This is a genomic window from Pseudomonas sp. EL_65y_Pfl2_R96, assembly GCF_963970905.1.
Classification (GTDB): domain Bacteria; phylum Pseudomonadota; class Gammaproteobacteria; order Pseudomonadales; family Pseudomonadaceae; genus Aquipseudomonas.
The window spans coordinates 67,125-85,123 of sequence record NZ_CAXAQH010000026.1; the positions used below are offsets into that span (position 1 = coordinate 67,125).

General features: G+C 56.8%; 23 protein-coding genes and 3 pseudogenes. 12 read left to right on the forward strand and 14 right to left on the reverse strand.

Features of this window, described 5'->3' with window-relative positions; translation table 11 throughout:
- Positions 1 to 94: 94 nt before the first annotated feature.
- Positions 95 to 1,414, reverse strand: a complete 1,320-nt coding sequence (locus tag AACY49_RS22620; protein ID WP_339526570.1) for an Nramp family divalent metal transporter — start codon at positions 1,412 to 1,414, stop codon at positions 95 to 97.
- Positions 1,415 to 1,562: 148 nt separating this feature from the next.
- On the opposite strand from AACY49_RS22620, the gene AACY49_RS22625 reads away from it, so the two are divergent.
- Together AACY49_RS22625 and AACY49_RS22630 are read left to right on the forward strand one after the other, a co-directional pair.
- Positions 1,563 to 2,321 (forward strand): hypothetical protein, encoded by a 759-nt coding sequence (locus AACY49_RS22625; RefSeq protein ID WP_339526572.1) that lies wholly within the window; start codon positions 1,563 to 1,565, stop codon positions 2,319 to 2,321.
- A gap of 79 nt (positions 2,322 to 2,400) precedes the next feature.
- Positions 2,401 to 2,988 (forward strand): hypothetical protein, encoded by a 588-nt coding sequence (locus AACY49_RS22630; RefSeq protein WP_258696349.1) that lies wholly within the window; start codon positions 2,401 to 2,403, stop codon positions 2,986 to 2,988.
- Positions 2,989 to 2,999: 11 nt separating this feature from the next.
- On the opposite strand, the gene AACY49_RS22635 is transcribed toward AACY49_RS22630, so the two are convergent.
- Both AACY49_RS22635 and AACY49_RS22640 read right to left on the reverse strand, forming a co-directional pair.
- Positions 3,000 to 3,716: an alpha/beta hydrolase gene (locus tag AACY49_RS22635; protein ID WP_339526574.1), complete on the reverse strand. Its 717-nt coding sequence runs from the start codon at positions 3,714 to 3,716 to the stop codon at positions 3,000 to 3,002.
- A gap of 162 nt (positions 3,717 to 3,878) precedes the next feature.
- Positions 3,879 to 4,211: pseudogene (locus tag AACY49_RS22640) on the reverse strand (transporter substrate-binding domain-containing protein); the annotation flags it as partial.
- Between AACY49_RS22640 and AACY49_RS22645 the strand changes: the two are divergent.
- Positions 4,211 to 4,384, forward strand: a pseudogene (locus AACY49_RS22645) (GMP synthase); the annotation flags it as partial. The pseudogenes AACY49_RS22640 and AACY49_RS22645 overlap by 1 nt on opposite strands.
- A 143-nt stretch (positions 4,385 to 4,527) precedes the next feature.
- Here AACY49_RS22645 and AACY49_RS22650 read toward each other — a convergent pair.
- Entirely contained in the window at positions 4,528 to 4,962 is a 435-nt protein-coding gene (locus AACY49_RS22650; protein WP_320391032.1) for a rhodanese-like domain-containing protein, read from the reverse strand.
- 101 nt (positions 4,963 to 5,063) lie between these two features.
- On the opposite strand from AACY49_RS22650, the gene ftrA reads away from it, so the two are divergent.
- The 5 genes from ftrA to AACY49_RS22675 all read left to right on the forward strand — a co-directional run bounded on the left by ftrA (position 5,064) and on the right by AACY49_RS22675 (position 9,459).
- Positions 5,064 to 6,062 (forward strand): transcriptional regulator FtrA, encoded by a 999-nt coding sequence (gene ftrA, locus AACY49_RS22655; RefSeq protein WP_339526577.1) that lies wholly within the window; start codon positions 5,064 to 5,066, stop codon positions 6,060 to 6,062.
- A gap of 182 nt (positions 6,063 to 6,244) precedes the next feature.
- On the forward strand, positions 6,245 to 6,433 hold the full coding sequence (locus AACY49_RS22660) for a DUF1843 domain-containing protein (RefSeq protein WP_258696353.1): 189 nt from the start codon (positions 6,245 to 6,247) through the stop codon (positions 6,431 to 6,433).
- A gap of 41 nt (positions 6,434 to 6,474) precedes the next feature.
- On the forward strand, positions 6,475 to 7,122 hold the full coding sequence (locus tag AACY49_RS22665; protein WP_258696354.1) for a DUF1842 domain-containing protein: 648 nt from the start codon (positions 6,475 to 6,477) through the stop codon (positions 7,120 to 7,122).
- Positions 7,123 to 7,176: 54 nt separating this feature from the next.
- A complete protein-coding gene (locus AACY49_RS22670; protein ID WP_258696355.1) occupies positions 7,177 to 7,758 on the forward strand; it encodes a DUF1842 domain-containing protein in 582 nt (193 codons plus the stop codon).
- A gap of 237 nt (positions 7,759 to 7,995) precedes the next feature.
- Positions 7,996 to 9,459, forward strand: coding sequence for a GDL motif peptide-associated radical SAM/SPASM maturase (locus AACY49_RS22675; RefSeq protein WP_258696356.1), 1,464 nt, complete (start codon positions 7,996 to 7,998; stop codon positions 9,457 to 9,459).
- A gap of 67 nt (positions 9,460 to 9,526) precedes the next feature.
- Here AACY49_RS22675 and AACY49_RS22680 read toward each other — a convergent pair whose 3' ends face one another.
- Positions 9,527 to 9,892 carry an SPOR domain-containing protein gene (locus tag AACY49_RS22680; RefSeq protein ID WP_258696357.1) on the reverse strand — a complete coding sequence of 122 codons (366 nt, stop codon included), beginning with the start codon at positions 9,890 to 9,892 and terminating at the stop codon, positions 9,527 to 9,529.
- A 250-nt stretch (positions 9,893 to 10,142) separates the two neighbouring features.
- Here AACY49_RS22680 and csrA point away from each other — a divergent pair, with 250 nt between their 5' ends.
- Entirely contained in the window at positions 10,143 to 10,337 is a 195-nt protein-coding gene (csrA, locus tag AACY49_RS22685) for a carbon storage regulator CsrA (protein WP_007938114.1), read from the forward strand.
- Between the two features lie 186 nt (positions 10,338 to 10,523).
- Here csrA and AACY49_RS22690 read toward each other — a convergent pair whose 3' ends face one another.
- The 4 genes from AACY49_RS22690 to AACY49_RS22705 form a co-directional block, all read right to left on the reverse strand.
- Positions 10,524 to 10,979 (reverse strand): DUF2214 family protein, encoded by a 456-nt coding sequence (locus AACY49_RS22690; RefSeq protein WP_339526580.1) that lies wholly within the window; start codon positions 10,977 to 10,979, stop codon positions 10,524 to 10,526.
- A 190-nt stretch (positions 10,980 to 11,169) separates the two neighbouring features.
- Positions 11,170 to 11,652 (reverse strand): hypothetical protein, encoded by a 483-nt coding sequence (locus tag AACY49_RS22695; protein WP_339526582.1) that lies wholly within the window; start codon positions 11,650 to 11,652, stop codon positions 11,170 to 11,172.
- A 177-nt stretch (positions 11,653 to 11,829) separates the two neighbouring features.
- Entirely contained in the window at positions 11,830 to 12,297 is a 468-nt protein-coding gene (locus AACY49_RS22700) for an anti-virulence regulator CigR family protein (RefSeq protein WP_339526584.1), read from the reverse strand.
- 164 nt (positions 12,298 to 12,461) lie between these two features.
- Positions 12,462 to 12,779, reverse strand: coding sequence for a hypothetical protein (locus AACY49_RS22705; protein ID WP_258700746.1), 318 nt, complete (start codon positions 12,777 to 12,779; stop codon positions 12,462 to 12,464).
- A gap of 411 nt (positions 12,780 to 13,190) precedes the next feature.
- Between AACY49_RS22705 and AACY49_RS22710 the strand changes: the two genes are divergently transcribed.
- Positions 13,191 to 13,415 (forward strand): hypothetical protein, encoded by a 225-nt coding sequence (locus AACY49_RS22710; RefSeq protein ID WP_258696361.1) that lies wholly within the window; start codon positions 13,191 to 13,193, stop codon positions 13,413 to 13,415.
- Positions 13,416 to 14,029: 614 nt separating this feature from the next.
- Here the strand turns inward: AACY49_RS22710 and AACY49_RS22715 are convergent.
- Positions 14,030 to 14,311, reverse strand: coding sequence for an excalibur calcium-binding domain-containing protein (locus tag AACY49_RS22715; RefSeq protein WP_258696362.1), 282 nt, complete (start codon positions 14,309 to 14,311; stop codon positions 14,030 to 14,032).
- Positions 14,312 to 14,374: 63 nt separating this feature from the next.
- On the opposite strand from AACY49_RS22715, the gene AACY49_RS22720 reads away from it, so the two are divergent.
- Positions 14,375 to 14,551, forward strand: coding sequence for a hypothetical protein (locus AACY49_RS22720; protein ID WP_258696363.1), 177 nt, complete (start codon positions 14,375 to 14,377; stop codon positions 14,549 to 14,551).
- A 132-nt stretch (positions 14,552 to 14,683) separates the two neighbouring features.
- Here AACY49_RS22720 and AACY49_RS22725 read toward each other — a convergent pair whose 3' ends face one another.
- The 4 genes and pseudogenes from AACY49_RS22725 to AACY49_RS22740 form a co-directional block, all read right to left on the reverse strand.
- Positions 14,684 to 15,160 (reverse strand): hypothetical protein, encoded by a 477-nt coding sequence (locus AACY49_RS22725; RefSeq protein WP_258696364.1) that lies wholly within the window; start codon positions 15,158 to 15,160, stop codon positions 14,684 to 14,686.
- Positions 15,161 to 15,235: 75 nt separating this feature from the next.
- Positions 15,236 to 15,592, reverse strand: a complete 357-nt coding sequence (locus AACY49_RS22730; RefSeq protein WP_320391040.1) for a DUF6572 domain-containing protein — start codon at positions 15,590 to 15,592, stop codon at positions 15,236 to 15,238.
- Positions 15,593 to 15,602: 10 nt separating this feature from the next.
- Positions 15,603 to 16,022 (reverse strand): hypothetical protein, encoded by a 420-nt coding sequence (locus AACY49_RS22735; protein ID WP_320391041.1) that lies wholly within the window; start codon positions 16,020 to 16,022, stop codon positions 15,603 to 15,605.
- Positions 16,003 to 17,162: pseudogene (locus tag AACY49_RS22740) on the reverse strand (polymorphic toxin type 44 domain-containing protein). Before AACY49_RS22740 ends, AACY49_RS22735 begins: the two are co-directional and overlap by 20 nt.
- A 443-nt stretch (positions 17,163 to 17,605) precedes the next feature.
- On the opposite strand from AACY49_RS22740, the gene AACY49_RS22745 reads away from it, so the two are divergent.
- Positions 17,606 to 17,935 (forward strand): hypothetical protein, encoded by a 330-nt coding sequence (locus AACY49_RS22745; RefSeq protein ID WP_339526588.1) that lies wholly within the window; start codon positions 17,606 to 17,608, stop codon positions 17,933 to 17,935.
- The last annotated feature ends 64 nt before the right edge of the window (positions 17,936 to 17,999 follow it).

Below are 17,999 nucleotides of genomic sequence, written 5' to 3' on the forward strand. Positions count from 1 at the left end.
TTTAGGTGAGGCACAGTTTTTGTGTTCACTGAAGATCAACTGTGGGAGCGGCCTTGCTCGCGAAAAGGCCCGATCAGGCAATACACCTCCCGACTCAGCCCACAAACTGCAAAATCAACCAGCTATTCGCCCCGCTGATCACCGTAAACAATCCCCACGCCAACACCCGCGTTGGCAGTCGATTCACAAACGGCCCCATGAGCTGCTGATCGTTGGTCATGCGAATCAACGGATACAACGCGAACGGCAATTGCAGACTCAACACCACCTGACTCAACACCAGCAGCTTGCCGATTGCCCCATCGCCCATCAGCCACACGCCGATAAACGCCGGGATCAGCGCCAGCCCGCGAGTGATCAACCGCCGTTGCCAGCAGGGCAGCCGCAGGTTCAGGTAGCCCTCCATGATCACCTGGCCGGCGATGGTGCCGGTGAAGGTCGAGCTCTGCCCCGATGCCAGCAACGCCACGCCAAACAGCACGCTGGCCAACGCACCGCCCACCAATGGATCAAGCAGATGATAGGCATCCTGGATGTCCACCACGTCGGTATGCCCGGTCTTGTGAAACGCCGCGGCGGCCAGAATCAGGATCGCGGCGTTGACCAGCAGCGCCAGTGCCAGAGAACCGATGGTGTCGATGCGCGCCAGTTTGACCGCGTCCTGCTTGCTGGCCAGGTCCTTGCCGATCATTCGGGTCTGCACGATCGAGGTGTGCAGATAGAGGTTATGCGGCATCACCGTGGCCCCGAGAATACCGATGGCCAGGTACAGCGGCGCTGCATCGCCGAGGGCTGAAAGTGACGGCGTAAAGCCCCGGGCGACGTCCGGCCAGTAGGGTTTGATCAGCAACAGCTCGACGAAGAAACACGCGCCAATAGTGCCCACCAGCACCAGCATGATCGCCTCCAGTCGGCGAAAGCCCCGGTTTTGCAGCGCCAATACCAGCAGCGTGTCGAACGCGGTGAGCGCGATGCCGAAGGTCAGCGAACAACCCAGCAGCAGGTGGAACGCCAGCGCACAGCCGAGCACTTCGGCGAGGTCGGTGGCGATGATCGAAATTTCCGCCAGCAGCCACTGGGTCCGTGCGGTCCGCGTGCTGTAGCGATCCCGGCACAACTGCGCCAGATCACGCCCGGTGGCGATGCCCAGACGCGAGCACAAACACTGCACCACCATCCCCGCCAGACTCGCCAGCAACACCACGAACAACAGGCTGTAGCCAAACCGCGAACCGGCCTCGATGGCGGTAGCCCAGTTGCCCGGGTCCATGTAGCCGATGGACACCAGCAAACCGGGGCCGGCAAAGCGCAGGACGCGCTTGAAGAAGGCTGCACGAGGGTCAACGGCAACCGTGCCGGCCACTTCCGGTGGGCAAAACGGCGCAGTACCGACTTTGGGCAAACTGAATTTCACACAAGCATCCGTCAACAGTTGGGAGCGCGCAGCTTAGACGTTTCGCGCACTCCGGTGTAGGCGCTCAGCGCTTGTGCAGAGAGCGCCCTGAGCATTTCCTCGCCCGCAATGCTAACGTGGCCGGCTCACACCGATCGGAGACGCGTGCGTGCTGATGCTCAAACTGTTGGTGATTCCGGGATTTCTGTTGCTGATTTCCCTGGCCGGAAAACGCTGGGGCCCAAGCGTCGCCGGTTGGCTGTCGGGGTTGCCGGTGGTGGTCGGGCCGATTCTGTTCTTCCTCGCCATCGAGCAAGGCCTGGTGTTCGCCGCTCAGGCGGCGACGGCAGCGTTATCGGCAATGTTCGCAATGATTGCCTTCTGCGTGACCTATGCCCAGGTTGCACAACGCTTGAGCTGGCCGTGGGCGCTGACGATTTCGCTGCTGGTCTGGGCTCTGGCTGCCAACGTGTTGTCGCTGATCCCGCCGTCGCTGGTGTTCTCGGTGATCGCGGCCGCCACCGCATTGTTGGCCGCGCCGCACCTGTTTCCCTCGGTGCAGCCCATCGTTTCAGGCCCGGCGCCGAAGTCCGACAAACTGCTGCTGCGCATGCTGGCCGGCGCCCTGCTCACATTGGCCGTCACATTGCTGGCCAGCACCGTGGGTGAACGCTGGAGCGGTCTGCTCGCGGTATTCCCGGTGCTGGGCAGTGTGATGGCGGTGTTTTCCCAGCAGACTCGCGGGCCGGCTTTTGCTGCGGCGTTGCTCAGGGCGACAGCGACCGGGATGTATTCGTTTGCGGCGTTTTGTCTGGTGCTGGCGTTGGCGTTGCCAAGGTTGGGATGGCTGGGTTTTGTCTTAGGGGTAGGCGTGTCGTTGGGGATGCTATTGATCACTAAACGGCTGGCATTGCGTTCGAGAACTTAGCGCTACCACGGCAGCTGCTACAGATCGCGATCCATGGGATGATCGCCGTCAAAGCGCGATCATCCCATGGAGAGTTTGAATGTCATTGTTGAGTAAAAAAGCCGTTGTTCTGCTGCTGATGGCGGCCGCCAGCCTCGGAGCCTTGAATGCGCAGGCGGCCAAGGCCACTGCCAAGGATACGGCACCGACCCAAAAGGTTTCGATGCTCGGCGGCAAGTTCACCTTCACCCTGCCCAAGGGTTTCATCGCCAACCCGCTGCCAGCCGGCGACGCGGCCACCGGCACCGCCGGGGCAACAGGCACGATGTACACCAACCAGACCACCAAAACCGTGGTGATCGCCGCTGAAAACACCATTCCCGGCGGCGTCAACGTCAAGGACAACGACGGTGAGTTCCTCGACGCCACCGTGTCCGCCTTCGCCACCGAGCAACGCAAGGCACTGCCGGACTTCAACAAACTGAGCGAAAAAAGCCTGACCCAGAAAGGCACGGGCCTGGGCCTTCGGCAGATCGACAGCACCGCCACCCAAGGCGGTGGCATGACCCTCGACAGCACGTTGATGGCCGCTTCCGGCACGCGCATGGCCATCGTTCAGATCATCTCCCGCCCCAACGACAAAACCGGCCACGAAACGCTGGTCAAACAGATCGTCACCGGCAAATAGACCCGATCGACTCAGGGATTGAGGCGCTGCAACCAGGCATTCAGATCCTGCATCTCGGTGGCACTGATGCTGTGGCCGACACCTTCGTAGGCATGAAACTCAGGCTTGAGTGACAGGCGCTGCAACAGGCTGTCGGCCTCGGTGCCATCGTTGTAGGGCAAGCGTTTGTCGGCGGTGCCATGACCGATGAAAATCGCCAGCGACTGGCGTTTTTCAACCGGTTCGAGTTCGGACTTGAGCACCGGCAGGATTCGCCCGCTCAACGCCGCAATGCCACCTACTGCCTCGGGATGACGCAACGCCACTTCGTAGGACATGATCGCGCCCTGGCTGAAACCCACCAGGAATACCTTGTCCGTTTCGGTGTGATATTTCTTCGCCGCTTGGGCGACGAAATCCAGTAGCACCTGGCCGCTGGCCTTCAGGTCGTCCGTCTCGCCGTTATAGGCGCCGTCGCCCTTTTTGCGAAACCACTGGTAACTGCCCTCCTCCATCGTCATTGGCGCCCGCACCGACAGATAGTTGTACTGCGGCGGCAATTCATCCTTGATGCCGAACAGGTCCTGCTCGTTGCTGCCGTAACCATGCAGGAAAATCACCAGAGGCTGGTGACGGGATTCAGCGTTGGCCTGCTCCAGGTATTTGAGCGGCAGATCGGTGTGCAGTGGGGTTTGAGCATGAACGGCGGTGGACGCCAGGAGCGTGAGCAGAGCGAGCAACTTCAACATTAACCTTCCTTCACGGCGCGCAGGATTCGGGGCAGAGCCTAACACTGTGAGGCGAGATGTCGATGATGGCCCAGGTATCTTCGCCGTTTCTGAGGCCGTCTTCGCGAGCGAGCCCGCTTGTGTCTTGCGCAGGAATTAGACTGAGGGTGAGAGCGGTGAGTGGGTACTGGCGCGCAGCACACCGACTTTCTTGCCCTTGAGTTCGGTCAGCGGGTCCTTGATGTCGCGACCCTCCTTCATCACAAAGCGTGCCGGGGTGTGGTAGTGCTTGACGGTGAAATCGACGTTCTTCTTGCGGTCGTCGGTGATGGTCATGGACGACAGGATCGCGTCGATTTTCTTGACCCTCAGGGCCGGGATCAGGCCGTCGAACTCTTGCTCGGCCCAGGTGCACTTCACCTTCATCTGCTCGCACAGCGCATCACCGATATCCACGTCGAAACCGGTGAGTTTGCCGTCCGGGGTTTTCATCGAAAATGGCGGATAACCGGCTTTTTGCCGATGGCCAGACGCTTAAGGTATTGGAATGGCACGAAGATGCGATCGATCTACCGCCATGTGCGCAGTTGCTGGCCAGCAGTGACGTTTGTGAGCAGCAGATGTATCGCGTTGGCCCGACACGGATGGGGTTGCAGTTCCACCCGGAGTGGAATGCCGAATCGGTGGCGAAGGAGCTTGCTCCCGCTCGGCTGCGAAGCAGTCGTAAATACTGAAGATGCGATCTATCCAGGAAATCGTGAGTGGCTGTTTTCAGGGCCGCTTCGCGCCCCAACGGGAGCAAGCTCCCTCGCCACACTGTCGCCACACTGGGTCAGCATTCACAACTGATGGGCATCGCAATGGCGGGTTGCACCACAACACTCAACTCAAACCCTTCATCCAGCCACCCGGTCACCCCGCCGATCATCTCCTTGACCGGGTAACCCAGCGCCGCCAGTTTCACCGCTGCCTTGTTGGCGCCGTTGCAATGGGGCCCTGCGCAATAAACCACGAACAGCGTGGATTTCGGATAAGCCGCCAGGCCATCGACCGTGATCAGTCGCCCCGCAATGTTGATCGCGCCCGGCACATGTCCGCGTTCGAACGCCAACGGTCCACGCACGTCCACCAGGACAAAATCCACATCGCCGGCCTGTTGGCTGCCGTATACGTCGGAACAATCGGTCTCGAAGGTCAGACGGTTGCTGAAATGCATCAGGGCGATGGCGGATGGGGCTGCGGGAATCTCGCGAACCAGGCTGGGCATGGGCTGTACTCCAAAGTCTCGGTGGGTGTGAGAAGACTTTATCTGCTCCGGGCTTGCCGCTACAGTGGCGCACAAGACACTCACCGGGAACTTTCCGCCAAATGCAGCCCACCCCAGGCTTGGTCGCGATTCTGGCCTACGACGGCCTCTGCACCTTCGAGTTCGGCATCGCCGTGGAGATCTTCGGTCTGGCGCGACCGGAGTTCGATTTCCCTTGGTATGAGCACCGCATCGTCGCTGTCGACCCAGGGCCGATGCGCGCCATGGGCGGTATTCAGGTGCTGGCCGACGGTGGGATGGAACTGCTTGAAGAGGCCCGGACCATCGTCATCCCCGGCTGGCGCGACCGCAGCGCGGCGGTGCCTGAACCTTTGCTCGCAGCCCTGCGCCAGGCCCATGCCCGGGGCGCGCGATTGCTGTCGATCTGTTCCGGGGTATTTGTACTGGCGGCCACCGGTTTGCTGGACGGTCACGGCGCCACGACGCATTGGCGCTACACCGCTGAACTGGCCGAACGCTTTCCGGACATTCAGGTGGACCCGGACGTGCTCTATGTCGATTCGGGTCAGTTGATGACCTCCGCCGGCAGCGCCGCCGGCATCGATGCCTGCCTGCACCTGGTCGCGCGGGATTTCGGCACTCAGGTGGCCAACTCGGTGGCGCGGCGGTTGGTGATGTCGCCGCAACGCACCGGCGGTCAGGCGCAGTTCATTCCGTCACCGGTCAGCCCGACGCCACGCAGCGATCTGTCGCGGGTCATGCAATGGGCGCGGGAACGCCTGCACGAACCGCTGGAAGTTCGCGACCTTGCCAGCGAAGCGGCCATGAGTGAGCGGACATTCCTGCGGCGATTCACCGATGCCAGCGGCATGCCACCCAAAGCGTGGTTGCAGCATGAGCGCCTGGCCCGGGCCCGCGAGCTGCTGGAGAGCACCCGTCAGAACACGGATCAGATTGCCCGGCACTGTGGTTATCGTTCGGTGGAGAGTTTTCGGGTGGCGTTTCGCAGTGTGATTGGGGTGCCGCCTTCGGTGTATCGGGAGCGGTTTGGGCGAGAACCCATCATTATTAATGGCGATAAAGATACTTCTTCCTTATGAGAAAACATCTTTATTCATCGCCAATCTTAATATTGAACCGCCCACATCCTAACGCTTCGCTATTAATAAAATTATATTAAACATTCCTCATTCTTTGCCCATTGCATAATTATCCGCGCCTGCTTAACTGCAAAAACTGCTGATCGAAGCAGTGCCCGCAAAACACCACGGAAGGAATCGTTATGAGCAGTTCAACTCGCCATAGCATGCCCCCCTATGGGGTGGCCATCCAAGGCGCAATCAAGGCAGGCGACCTGCCGCAAATGAAGACGCTATTGAAACAACGCGATGCATCCACACCAGAAAATAAAGAGCTAAATGCCGCTTACGAGCAGTTGGCCAAGGAAGTCGCACGCCTGGAAAAGCATTAGTCGCTATTTCCGCTCCCCTTATTGCAATGGAGGCAATAATTATGTCTGGTTCTACTCAGCAACTTGTCGGCTTATTCCCCCTCAGCTACCGAATTGGTACTTCGGCACCGGGTGCACAAAGTCTGGCACTCAATATACTGGTCTTTACCCCTGATGAGACTGTAAACGGCACGGCTGCAATCACTCAGGCGACCAACCCGCCGCTGGATGTGCACTCCGATGTCTGGGGTGAATATACCTACCTGACCGTCATGTCACCGGGTGTCAGCAAAATCCTGATCACCGCTCAAGGCAATCAAGGCGGGCCGGGCTCGAATTCCATCGTGAATTTCAAGTTGCAACTGGTGGTGGGCACTGACTGGAAAGAAGGCGTCGCCAACTACTCGTACTTGAATGGTCAGCAGTGGGTCGAGGTCAACAATGCTCCCGCCCATCTCGTTGATTCGGTGCCGTCTAACGTCTCTGCACTGCCGCCGCTGGAGCCCGGTCCGGTCATTCCGCCGCAGTCATCTTATCCGCCAATCATGCCGCTGTACGCCGCACCGATTCAAAGTGCAATGGCCAGCGGTGACCTGGCCCAGATGAAAAACCTGGCGCGCCTGGCCCAACAACAACTGGATCAGCAACCCCAACTGACCAGTGCGCTTGAGGTGGCCAAGGGTGAAATCAGCAGGCAGGAACGCCGCTGATCCGACCACGAAACATGCCCGACTTGTCTTGAATACAAATAAGGGAGTAACACCATGTCAATCGGACTTTTTCATACCCGCCTCAACGTCAGTAGTCATCTACTGGGCGCACCGGTTTTAACCCTGGATCTGCTGGTCGATACCGTAAAGAAAAAAGTCAGTGGGGTTGCCAGCATTTTCCAAAGCACCTATCCGCCTCTCAACTTCCGTGCCCGTGTATGGGGTGAGTACTCCGAGGCCAAACTGGTGCCGACGGCCGAGAACCACATCATCCTCACCCTGGCGGGCAGCCCGAGCGGCCCTCTCAGCCAGATCGCCCAGACTTTCGGCTTGAAAGGCATTTTAGGCGCCGATTGGGCGAGCGGTTATGTCGACTACAAGTACCAGGAACAGGGCATCTGGCACTACGTGAAACACGCCGCCGTCAGCCAGGCACCCGTTATTGTGCGCCCAGAGCATCCGCATCATGCGGTGCCGCTCTATGCCGTCGCGGTACAGCAAGCGCAAGCCAGCGGTGATCTGGCGCAACTGAAGGCCGTGGTGAGCCAGGGTGAACAGCAACTGGCCCACAGCGGCGCCCTGCGCAACGCACTGGATCAGTTGACCGCTGAAATCGCCCGCCTGGAGGCCCGCTAACCGGTCAGTCAGCGCAATCCATGTGGGAGCGGGCTTGCTCGCGAAGGCGGCGACACAGTCAACATTGACGTCGCCTGACACACCGCTGTCGCGAGCAAGCCCGCTCCCACAGGTTCCGTGCCTTGATTGCTCGGGTTCAATAACAAAAGGTAAATCCGGTCGCGCCATTGACCCAAGGAAGGCGCGAACACTTCGATGGATTCGTGCCGCGCACGCGTTTGTGCGCAAGGATTTTCCATGTCAGACAGTCGCCCTGCCCGCTACCTCAGTGAAACCGACCTCAAACGCTACGTGCCGGTGCATGTGGTCTGGGAAATCACCCTGGCCTGCGATCTCAAATGCCTGCATTGCGGCTCGCGCGCCGGCCATCGACGCCCCGATGAACTGAACACCCGGGAATGCCTGGACGTCATCGACGCCCTGGCGGCACTCGGCACCCGCGAGATCACCTTGATCGGTGGTGAAGCCTATTTACGCAAGGATTGGACTCAACTGATCCAGGCTATCCACGATCACGGCATGTATTGCGCCATACAAACCGGTGGACGCAACCTGACGCCCGCGAAAATGCAGGCAGCAGTGGAAGCCGGGCTCAATGGCGTCGGTGTTTCACTGGATGGACTGGCCCCGCTGCATGACGCGGTGCGCAATGTTCCGGGCTCGTTCGACAAGGCGGTGGATACCCTGCGACGCGCCAAACAGTCCGGGCTTGCGGTGAGCGTCAACACACAAATCGGTGCGGCCACGTTACCCGATCTGCCCGAGCTGATGGACCTGATCATCAACCTCGGCGCCACTCACTGGCAGATCCAGTTGACGGTCGCCATGGGCAACGCCGTCGATCACCCGGAGCTGTTGTTGCAGCCCTACCAATTGCTGGAGGTGATGCCGTTGCTGGCGCGGCTCTACCGCGAGGGGGTCGATCGCGGCCTGCTGATGAACGTAGGCAACAATATTGGTTACTACGGCCCTTACGAGCACATGTGGCGTGGTTTCGGCGACGAGCGCGTGCACTGGAGCGGCTGTGCCGCCGGCCAGACCGTGCTGGCGCTGGAAGCCGACGGCACGGTAAAGGGTTGCCCGTCATTGGCAACAGTGGGGTTTTCGGGCGGCAACGTACGCACCATGAGCCTGCACGATATCTGGCATTACAGCGAAGGCATGCACTTTGGCCGCCTGCGTGGTGTCGACGACCTGTGGGGTTACTGCCGAAGCTGTTACTACAACGACGTCTGCCGTGGCGGCTGCACCTGGACGTCGCACTCCCTGCTCGGCAAACCCGGCAACAATCCCTACTGCCACTACCGCGCGCTGGACCTGCAAAAACAGGGACTGCGCGAGCGCATTGTCAAACTCGAGGACGCGGCAAAGACGTCCTTCGCCGTCGGACGGTTTGACCTGATTACCGAACGCATCGACACCGGCGAGAAGGTGAACAGCGTCAGCGACAGCGGCCAGGTGATCAAACTGGCCTGGGCGAACCAGGGCCAGAAATCGCCGGACGAAGGACGGATTCCACCACAACTGGCGCTGTGTCGTGGCTGCTTGCAGTACATCCATGCACACGAAGTGACGTGCCCACACTGTGACGCCGATGTCGCCGCCGCAGAAGCCGTGCACCAGACAGACCGTGCCCGGCAACAAGCGATTATCAAGACGCTGACCGGTCTGTTGGGGTTACCGCAAAATACCTCGGTGTAACGATACTGACGATCCATCACGAGGGGGCGACCTTCATAGGCCACCCCCCTTCCCTGTGAAAAGGACTTTACGGAGCCGTCGGGTGTTCGACGATCAGCGATTCGATGTTCCTTTTTTTCGCCCGGACGAGCGCCGCCGTCACTTCAGCTTGCTTGGCCTCTGCCTCGGCTTTCGAATTGAACGGTCCGACCAGAATACGAACCTTTCCATTTTCCTTGACGACATTGGAAACGAAGCTGTGCTCAATCAACCAGCCACTGAGGTCACTGACGGCCTGGGGTGTCTCGCCGCGCACTTCGACGTCCCATTGCGGGCCCGTTGCCGCCGCGGGGACGGAAGCGACTGCCGGTTGCGGCTTTTGAGCGTGAACACCCTTATCCTCACCACATCCGGCCAGCGTCAGTACTGCGATTACCAAGACCATTTTGCGCACAACGCTTCCCTCTTAATGCTTAAAGCAGCGATTTTAACATCCATGGATCCTTCTCGAGTGCCGCAAAATGGGCTCAAAACAACGAGATTGATGGTTGCGGCCTCTGTATAGTTACACCTTGGGAATTAATGCAGCATCTGCGCGTCAGAAAGAGGCACCCAAACTGTGAGACTTCGCACTAATCTATACGTAATACCGACCTCTGCACTGTCCAAATCAGGTGCCCTACAAAGCAATCAAGGAGAAAACCATGCTGATACTCACCCGCAAAGTCGGTGAAAGCATAAACATCGGTGATGACATTACGATCACCATTCTGGGCGTTAGCGGCCAGCAAGTCAGGATTGGCATCAACGCCCCGAAAGACGTTGCGGTGCATCGCGAAGAAATCTATCAACGCATTCAGGCTGGCCTGACCGCCCCAGACAAGCCACAAACACCCTGAATCCTGCTGCAGTCAGTAGCCAGCCCATTCAGCCTCGAATAACGGCTGGCTAAAGATTCAAGCGCCGCATCGCTCTCTGTCCAGTCTCTCTTTGCGATGCAATTGCAACGTGAAGCAGATACTACCGCCCGCCTTACGCCATGACTGTCAGACGTTTCGGATTTGCTGCGAGAAAGAACGTCCTGGCTAACCAAACGTCACACCACGCGCCATGCCCGTGGCCGCCACGACCATCAACACCAGCAACAGCGCTTCTATATGGCTGATACGGGCAAACAGCGCTGCACGCCCGGTATCGATAGCCGCGCCACGCCCCAGTGCCGCCCGCCATTTGATCAGCGCCACCATAGGCGCAATTTCCAGCAACAGGATAAGGACGAAGAGTGTCATTTTGAGATGAAACAGGGGTTGGTGAAGATAGTAGTCAGTGCCTTTTTCGTACCCGCCAAAGGCTCGCACCCCACCCGTGATCAGGAGAATGACCGCAGAGATCCCCCACAGATTATCTGCAATCAAAACACGGCGAGCTTCCCCCGCCCCGGTAATCAGACGATGTAGAGCCGTACCGCGGGTCAGTACCGCCCAAAAGCCCAGAGCAAAGGCCAAGAGGTGAATTGCCGCCAGAAACCAGTGAGCCAGCATCGACATACTCCCATCAGGACAAAGTTGAATCAGCCCTACAGTAGTAGTCCATCGCGTGGGATTTGCCTACGCATGCGGCTCCGCTGAATACCCGCACATAGCCACCGCCAGGGCGACCGACTCTATCGGCAAATAGCGGGCGCAAAAAAGCCGGGCTCCTGATGGATACCCGGCTTTGAGAGTCTTGGACTTAATCTATTCTTTTGGAAATCGAAGTGCGAGCGTTGCTCAACCCTTTCGTGTTGTGAACGCCAGGCGTAGAAGCCGAAATGGCAGAGGCCTTCGTCACTCCTCGCGTGTCCCTGGAATGCGCAATGCCCGAAGTGACGGCCCCATGGCCACGGTCACTGTTACGTTCGCTACCATAGTGGTTGCCACTGACGCCATGATCCCGAACGGCTTTGCCGGCGTGATCGCTGCTCAAGCCCGCGCCGTGGCCATTGCTGCTGACGCCGCCGGAATGGCCAGAATCACCGTGGCCGCTATTGCCACCATTACCACCGCCATTGCCACCGCCGTTACCGCCGCCATTGCCACCACCGTTACCACCACCGCCACCACCCTTCGCGTAGGCGGAGTTCATGATGGACAGATCAGCGGGCAATAACGGGGCGGCCGCAAGCATCAACACGCATGACATGACAGCAGCAAGACTCTTGTTTTTAAATAACATGGTGGGTTCCGTGGAGGTAGATATTGCACGGAACAATTGACTGTTTCGGCCCCACACAGTTCAAAGGCCGCCGACCAGCGGGCAGGCAATGGGCAGTTATCGAACCTGCACGCTGCTTACCGCGATGTTGCTGGTCGTTATGCTGCAAGAGCGCGATTGAAATTTATCGCTTTCACATCAATCGAACGCACCATTGAGCACCTCGTAGATGATCCCGGTGGCGATGGCCACCAATATCAAGTCAGTGCCAGCCTGTTGCCACTCGTAGCCATCGTAGTGGGGAAGCCTGCCGAGCAGTCGGCCATCGAGTTTTTTGGCGATCCCCGGCGGAAGAGGTTTTCCGCGGGCGAGGTTTTTTTGAATACCGGGCGGCAAGGCGGGACCGGGGCTCCAGTAATCGCGATAACCACCCACGATTCCAAGGACACTACCGTGGTTGATGCTCGGGCCGTGACTCCAGTCGTCCCCCCCTGAACCCTTCCCTTTGTTGCCATGGCCGGAGTTGCCATGGTCCTGGTTGTATTGTGGATTTCCCTTGCCGCTTCCCTGGCCCTTCCCGTTTCCGGGGTCGGCCAATGCCGTCACTGAACCAGACACCAAGGCAAGACACGTCATAGCGGCGATCAACGAGCGAGATCTAAACATATCCGTTCTCTCAGAAAGAGGATGCCCCCTGCAATGTAGACGGTTATGGCTGTGTTAGTTCAGAAACAGTGTTCACGGGGGGGCGACAGGCCAGATGGAAAATCGAACAACGAATGGAGAGCAGCGCTGGCCCAGTTAGTTGATGGCTGGGCCAGACGAAGCAACTACAGCATTACGGTTGAGAGCATGCCTAAAGCCCCCAGGCAAAACCCGATGAGTGCGCCACGTCCTGGTGCTTCATGAAACAAGTACCAAACCACTATCGGCTCAAGGAGCAATAGCGACGTGACTGAAATCACCGTAACAATCCAGATATCACCGACAGCAACATAGCCCAGCCAATATGCGCCCAGCAGGCAAAAACCGGCAAAGCTCATCAGCACGACGGGAAGCATGAATGCCTCCCATGAACTACTACCTGTTTGGGCAAGCCTGGCGGTTACCACCTCACTGTAGATCGCGCAAAACTCACCCACCACCATCAGCCCTAGAGCAGAAACTCCGAGTAGTTCTTTGGACATATCAAAAATTCCTTCGTATTCAGAGCAAGATTTCTCAGTTCCCAGCCAGCAATGTCGCTGCCTGGCGATCCGTTGCGGTGATACGAAGCAGTCTTGAATAGCCCTGAATTACCGAAGCGCTTTTCCATGCTCATTTCCTTCTCGGGGTGTGAATCCAGACACCAGAATAGTGAGTGCCCGCACCGATCATACGTTCCGTTAACCGCCGCTAACAACCGGCGCCTCCCCTGCCTGTACGAATCCCCAGTAACGCCCCGCGCCCGCCCGATAGTAGCCTTATGCCTCTATGCAACGGATTTCCCAGTCCTTTGCCTGCAAGCCCAAGGATTGGGATTGCGCCAGTTTCGGCGCGGATAACTCAAGGAGAGTGAAATGAACAATGACGTACAAGGTGCCCTGAAGCACACCGGATCGTCGCTTCTCACCCTGAACTGCATAATTTCAGGGCTTACCAGCCAATTAAAAGTTGGGCAAGGCACACCAGCCATCAATGCCGCTCAGGCCTATGCACTGGAAGTCGCAAAAGCGTATCCAGCAGCTAACGGCGTCGCACCGGATGTCAAGGCGATCACTGAATTCTTCAATGGTCACAAATAACGCTTAACTACAAAGCGTTTTCGAGCCTCAAGCGCCGACGCTCTAACAGGTCGGCTTTCCGTTGCGAGCGCACGGTCCAATCCTTCGGTAATCCAAGCCTCGAACCAGAAAACAAAAACTGCGAAATGCATGCATCAACAACTGCTGCCCGCGAGACGATTCCGGGCACTCCTTTCTTTATCTAGATGCCAGCGATACACCGCCAACTTTCATGCCGCTGACCGAGGAGCGAGCGCTTCAAGCTGCACAGGGTGAGGTAGGAATTCTGGCGTACACACATCGCAACCTAAGACTTCCTGCGCCCTGCCTGATCCTTGCGCATGTCAAGGTACAGGCAGAGCTCACAGTTCGCTCGACTCCGTGGGTATGACTGAAACGAAAAGGCCCCGCTCAATGCGAGGCCCTGACATGATCGCCCTCGCCTGGTTCACCTACGTGTACCAGTTAAACCAGCTAATAAAACGCATGGTTTTGTCGAAGCCGGCGTGACCGGCGAAGAAAGCAAACAGCAAAATGGGAGTTCCAGGCAAAAGGAGTATCACTCCCTGCTGCCACTCGCCCCAACTCCAGCCCAGACGACGCCATCCAACTTTGTTACCTGCAACGGCGAATTATCACCGACACCACTGAGCCTCACAGGGAATTCCATCGTCATCGCCATCCATTTCCATTCCTGGACAATTTTGCAGAAAGCTTTTGGCCTCTGCACACGAGGTCATCTGCGAACAGTATTTGCGTCCATCACATTTGAATGAAGCCGAAACAGGCTTCTGCGCAGTCGCGGCTGTAGAGGTTCCTTTAGGATTCGATGGCTGAACCTCAGCCCAGGACTGTAATTCAGGGGAAAGCTTCCAAGCCAACAGACCAACAACAAGCACAACCAAAATCAGTTTCATTTTGATCCATTCCTGATGAGAGACCATTTGCATTCTCACGCTGCCTGTTTTTCAGCGTAACCCATGGCAAAAGTACTTGCCCAAATTATGGTCAAGGTGCAGCGCCTCATGGAGGCGGATGAATACAAGAAACTGCGGTATGCCGGCGGTAAACCGAGTTTGCCGCAACTGAAAAAATGGAAAGTGGTGGCTTTGCAAAAGTTTTGCAAAGACAACAAAAAAGGGCCCACCTTTCGGTGAGCCCTTCCAGACCGTGTCTCTTGGAGTAGAGCCGGGGAATATAACTGGAGCGAAGTGTAGAATCCTTTCGCTCCCTCACACCCTCAGTTTACCCCGTGCAGGATGACAGTCCTTTGGTGTGGGCGAGCCCTTTCACTGAGCAGCTTCACCGTCCTTAAAAGCGATTTCTACCACTTGTTCTGGGGATAGCTCCTGCGAATAATTCACATCGTCAAAGTATTCGTCTGGCCAGAAAATCAAATCTGATATCCGGTCATTCGGAATATTGATTTCTAGCATGCTCAACCAAAATTCGACTTCATGGTCGGCGCCATCACCCTCCATGACCCTTCGAGCCAACTCTACCAACTCTTGCTTGGTCACGTCTGCCACGCGCAGCTCATACGGTTTGGCTAAGACTTTGCGAACCCATGTATCGTGAGCCTGGCCTCCATAAACTCCCTGAAAGTCGATGAACTCAAGTTCTGTCATAGCCTCTCGATTGAATTCCGCCAACTGACTCAGCGTCTGCTCGGGATGTCCGCAATCAATCTCCTCCGCGAGTTTCGTTAGTCGAGCAACCATGGATTCATCCAGTGCAGGCGGCACTAACTCGGTACGAAGCTCCATTTCATCTCCCAATTCGTTTGCTGTCCCTTGAATCTCTGCTAAGCCTAAAACTCTCTGACGGAGATATTTGGTTGATCACATATTACGTATTGCTTCGTCCGCTTTAAGCTCGAACTCAAACCCGATGCCCACTTCTTCTAGAGTCTCTGTAACACGCGCAATGAAGATCTCTGCTTGCTCTGGCAGCTCATACAGACCAAGAACACGAATGATGGGATGTTTGCCAAGTGCACCGGGAATTTCGGTGTAAATCTCACCGCTTTCGATGAAAGCGATGTACGTGTTGATTTTCTCTTGCAGCAACAGCAGGTGTTCGCCTTGTTCAGCTTTACCACCCCATTCAAGGTGGTCAGTGATCACCAGCACCACGTTGTTTGGCTCTCGCTTGGGAATTGCCCAGAAATCGATCACACGTAGATTTGTTATGGACATTTATGCTCCTCTAGGGTTTGGCCAAATCCCACTGACAAACTTTCAACTGCTCTACATCAGTGCCACTCTCTTTCCGCATATCAATATTGCCATCTGCATCGAGGAAGATGTTGGTGTTAGGCCACTTCGGTTTGATACTGATGCAATGCCAGCGGCCTTCCTTGCTGTGCCACGAAAACTCCATAAAGAACTCATCATCCGGGGAGACGAGCCCTTTGTCGCTAACGCTGCCACCGGGAGAAAACCGGCCCCTGTATATCTGATCTTTGACGTTCCAGACATACCGCAACTCTTCCCGACCATCCTTGGAATAGTGGACAGTCGCAGTTGGCAAGGCACTACGCCAGAGGACAAACGCCAGCAGCGGTAACAACGGTATCCAAAACCATCGAATGTATCGTCTTCGAGCTTTACTTGCAGACGTGGACACTAACACCCTCCCCCCAATTTTTCGGTGCAACAGCAAGCACTTCATCCATGACCATCTTCGCCGTTATCCCACCATCGGGATGTTGTTTGGCGAGCTTCACGCCGATACTGATCGAGACTCTATCGGCCACATCATCCCATGATCGAAAATCAGTCCACGGACTGGCTGTAGGATGAGGGCCGGGGAGCTTCCAATCTGCTTTGGGCTTCGTCAGCACCTCATCGCCCTTCCTTATAGTATCTGAGACAATTTGCTCAGCTCCCGCACCATCCAGAAGAACGCTTTCTGACAGTCCGCCTATGATTCCGACGTACCCGTAATGGATGTTTGACCATATGTCGTAGTAATAGTCGTACTTTGCCTGTTTGTGTCGCACGCTGGGGAAGAGCTTGCGGAGTTTCGGCTTGTGATCCCACTCCATATCCTGCCCCACTTCTTTAGTCCATATTGCCGCCGCTGCAACCTTCTGTGCTTTTGCGATATCGCCAAAATTTGGCCGCCCCCCATGCGAGCGAGCAACGGTAGTTCCGAGAACTGTTTCGCCGCAACGTCGGGATCGTAGTCAATGAGCCTTCTCATCTCCAACACAGCCGGGTCGTGGATGTTGCGGTTCATCTCACCAGCAATGTAGTTAGCCAGCGGCTGCATTTGGTCAGGATGGTTGCATACAACGGGTTCCGCTTTCTCCGCATCCTGTTTGGGGGGCGGAGCGTTAGGGTCTACCAACGCATTTGCGGCAACTGCTTTCTCTTTGAGTTTCGGATCGGCGAGTAGTGTCACCATCTTTTCTTCGTCAATTGCGCCGTTTGGGCGAATCGCTCCAAGCGCCATAAAGTTGATTACGGTTGCACCACCAGCGTCGCCCATGACAAAGCCACCACCGACATCGCCTGCCCCTGTGATGATCGTTCCACCATGACTCGTAGGACTTCCCAAATGGGCCATAGGACGGCCATTTACCAGAATCGAGGGAAACCCCGTAGTGATGACTGCGCCACATCCACAGGTATCTCCCACACGGGCAGAGCCCATGAAGTTGATGTTTGTATCAGCAGAGGCAGAGGCAGAGGCAATCGGAGTGGCGTCATGACCGGGCATAGGGCAGACATGCTTGTCACCCCGTCGTGCAGAGGAAATCATAAATCATCCTTGAGTCGTTACGAGGAGTTCCAGCCTGTAGCTGGGGCAGAATGACTCTACCGGGAGGCTCAAGTGCTGGCTGTAGGACAAATCCAAAAAGCCTTGAAAATTCCCTGTGTTCCGTGTCATTCGCCGAGGTGCGGAGGATACCCGCTCAAGCTAGGTATGTTGAGTGACGGCAATGTGCTTTATATCGAATAGCCGAAATCGCACTTACCGTACGCACATCAACTATGATCATCACAGCGTCCACATCAGCAAGGAGCATTTATGAGCATTCCACAGGACATTTTGAAGACGGTCGGGGGACAACCCAGTTGAGGGGGCAATCGCTATCTGCCGTTTCGCTCTAAACTTGGCACAGACATCATCGGACTGGACAGAAGAAATTCACGGAAGGTGACCTGACCAGAATCCAAGACATCATCAATGAGCTGCGAAATTTGCTGGCTAAAGACACATTGTTAGATGACGGGCACAAACGACGCCTTTTGAAACGCTTAGAAGAGTTGCAGAAGGAATTACACAAAAAGGTTTCCGACCTGAGCCACTTCTACGCCCTAATGGGTGATTTTGGTGTGGCCGTCGATAAGCTGGGCAAGGGTGCGAAGCCATTTACAGACCGCATCAAAGAGCTGATTGGTTTTGCATGGAAGTCCCAGGCACGTGCAGAACAACTACCAATCTCGGCCGAAAATCCGATGCTGGAGTGCGGATTCCATGACCATTCGGACACCCATTCCACCAACATCCGGACACTGATTCCACGCTGATCCGGACACTCTTTCCACAAGTATCCGGACACCGATTCCACGGCCATCCGGACACTTTGAGGCA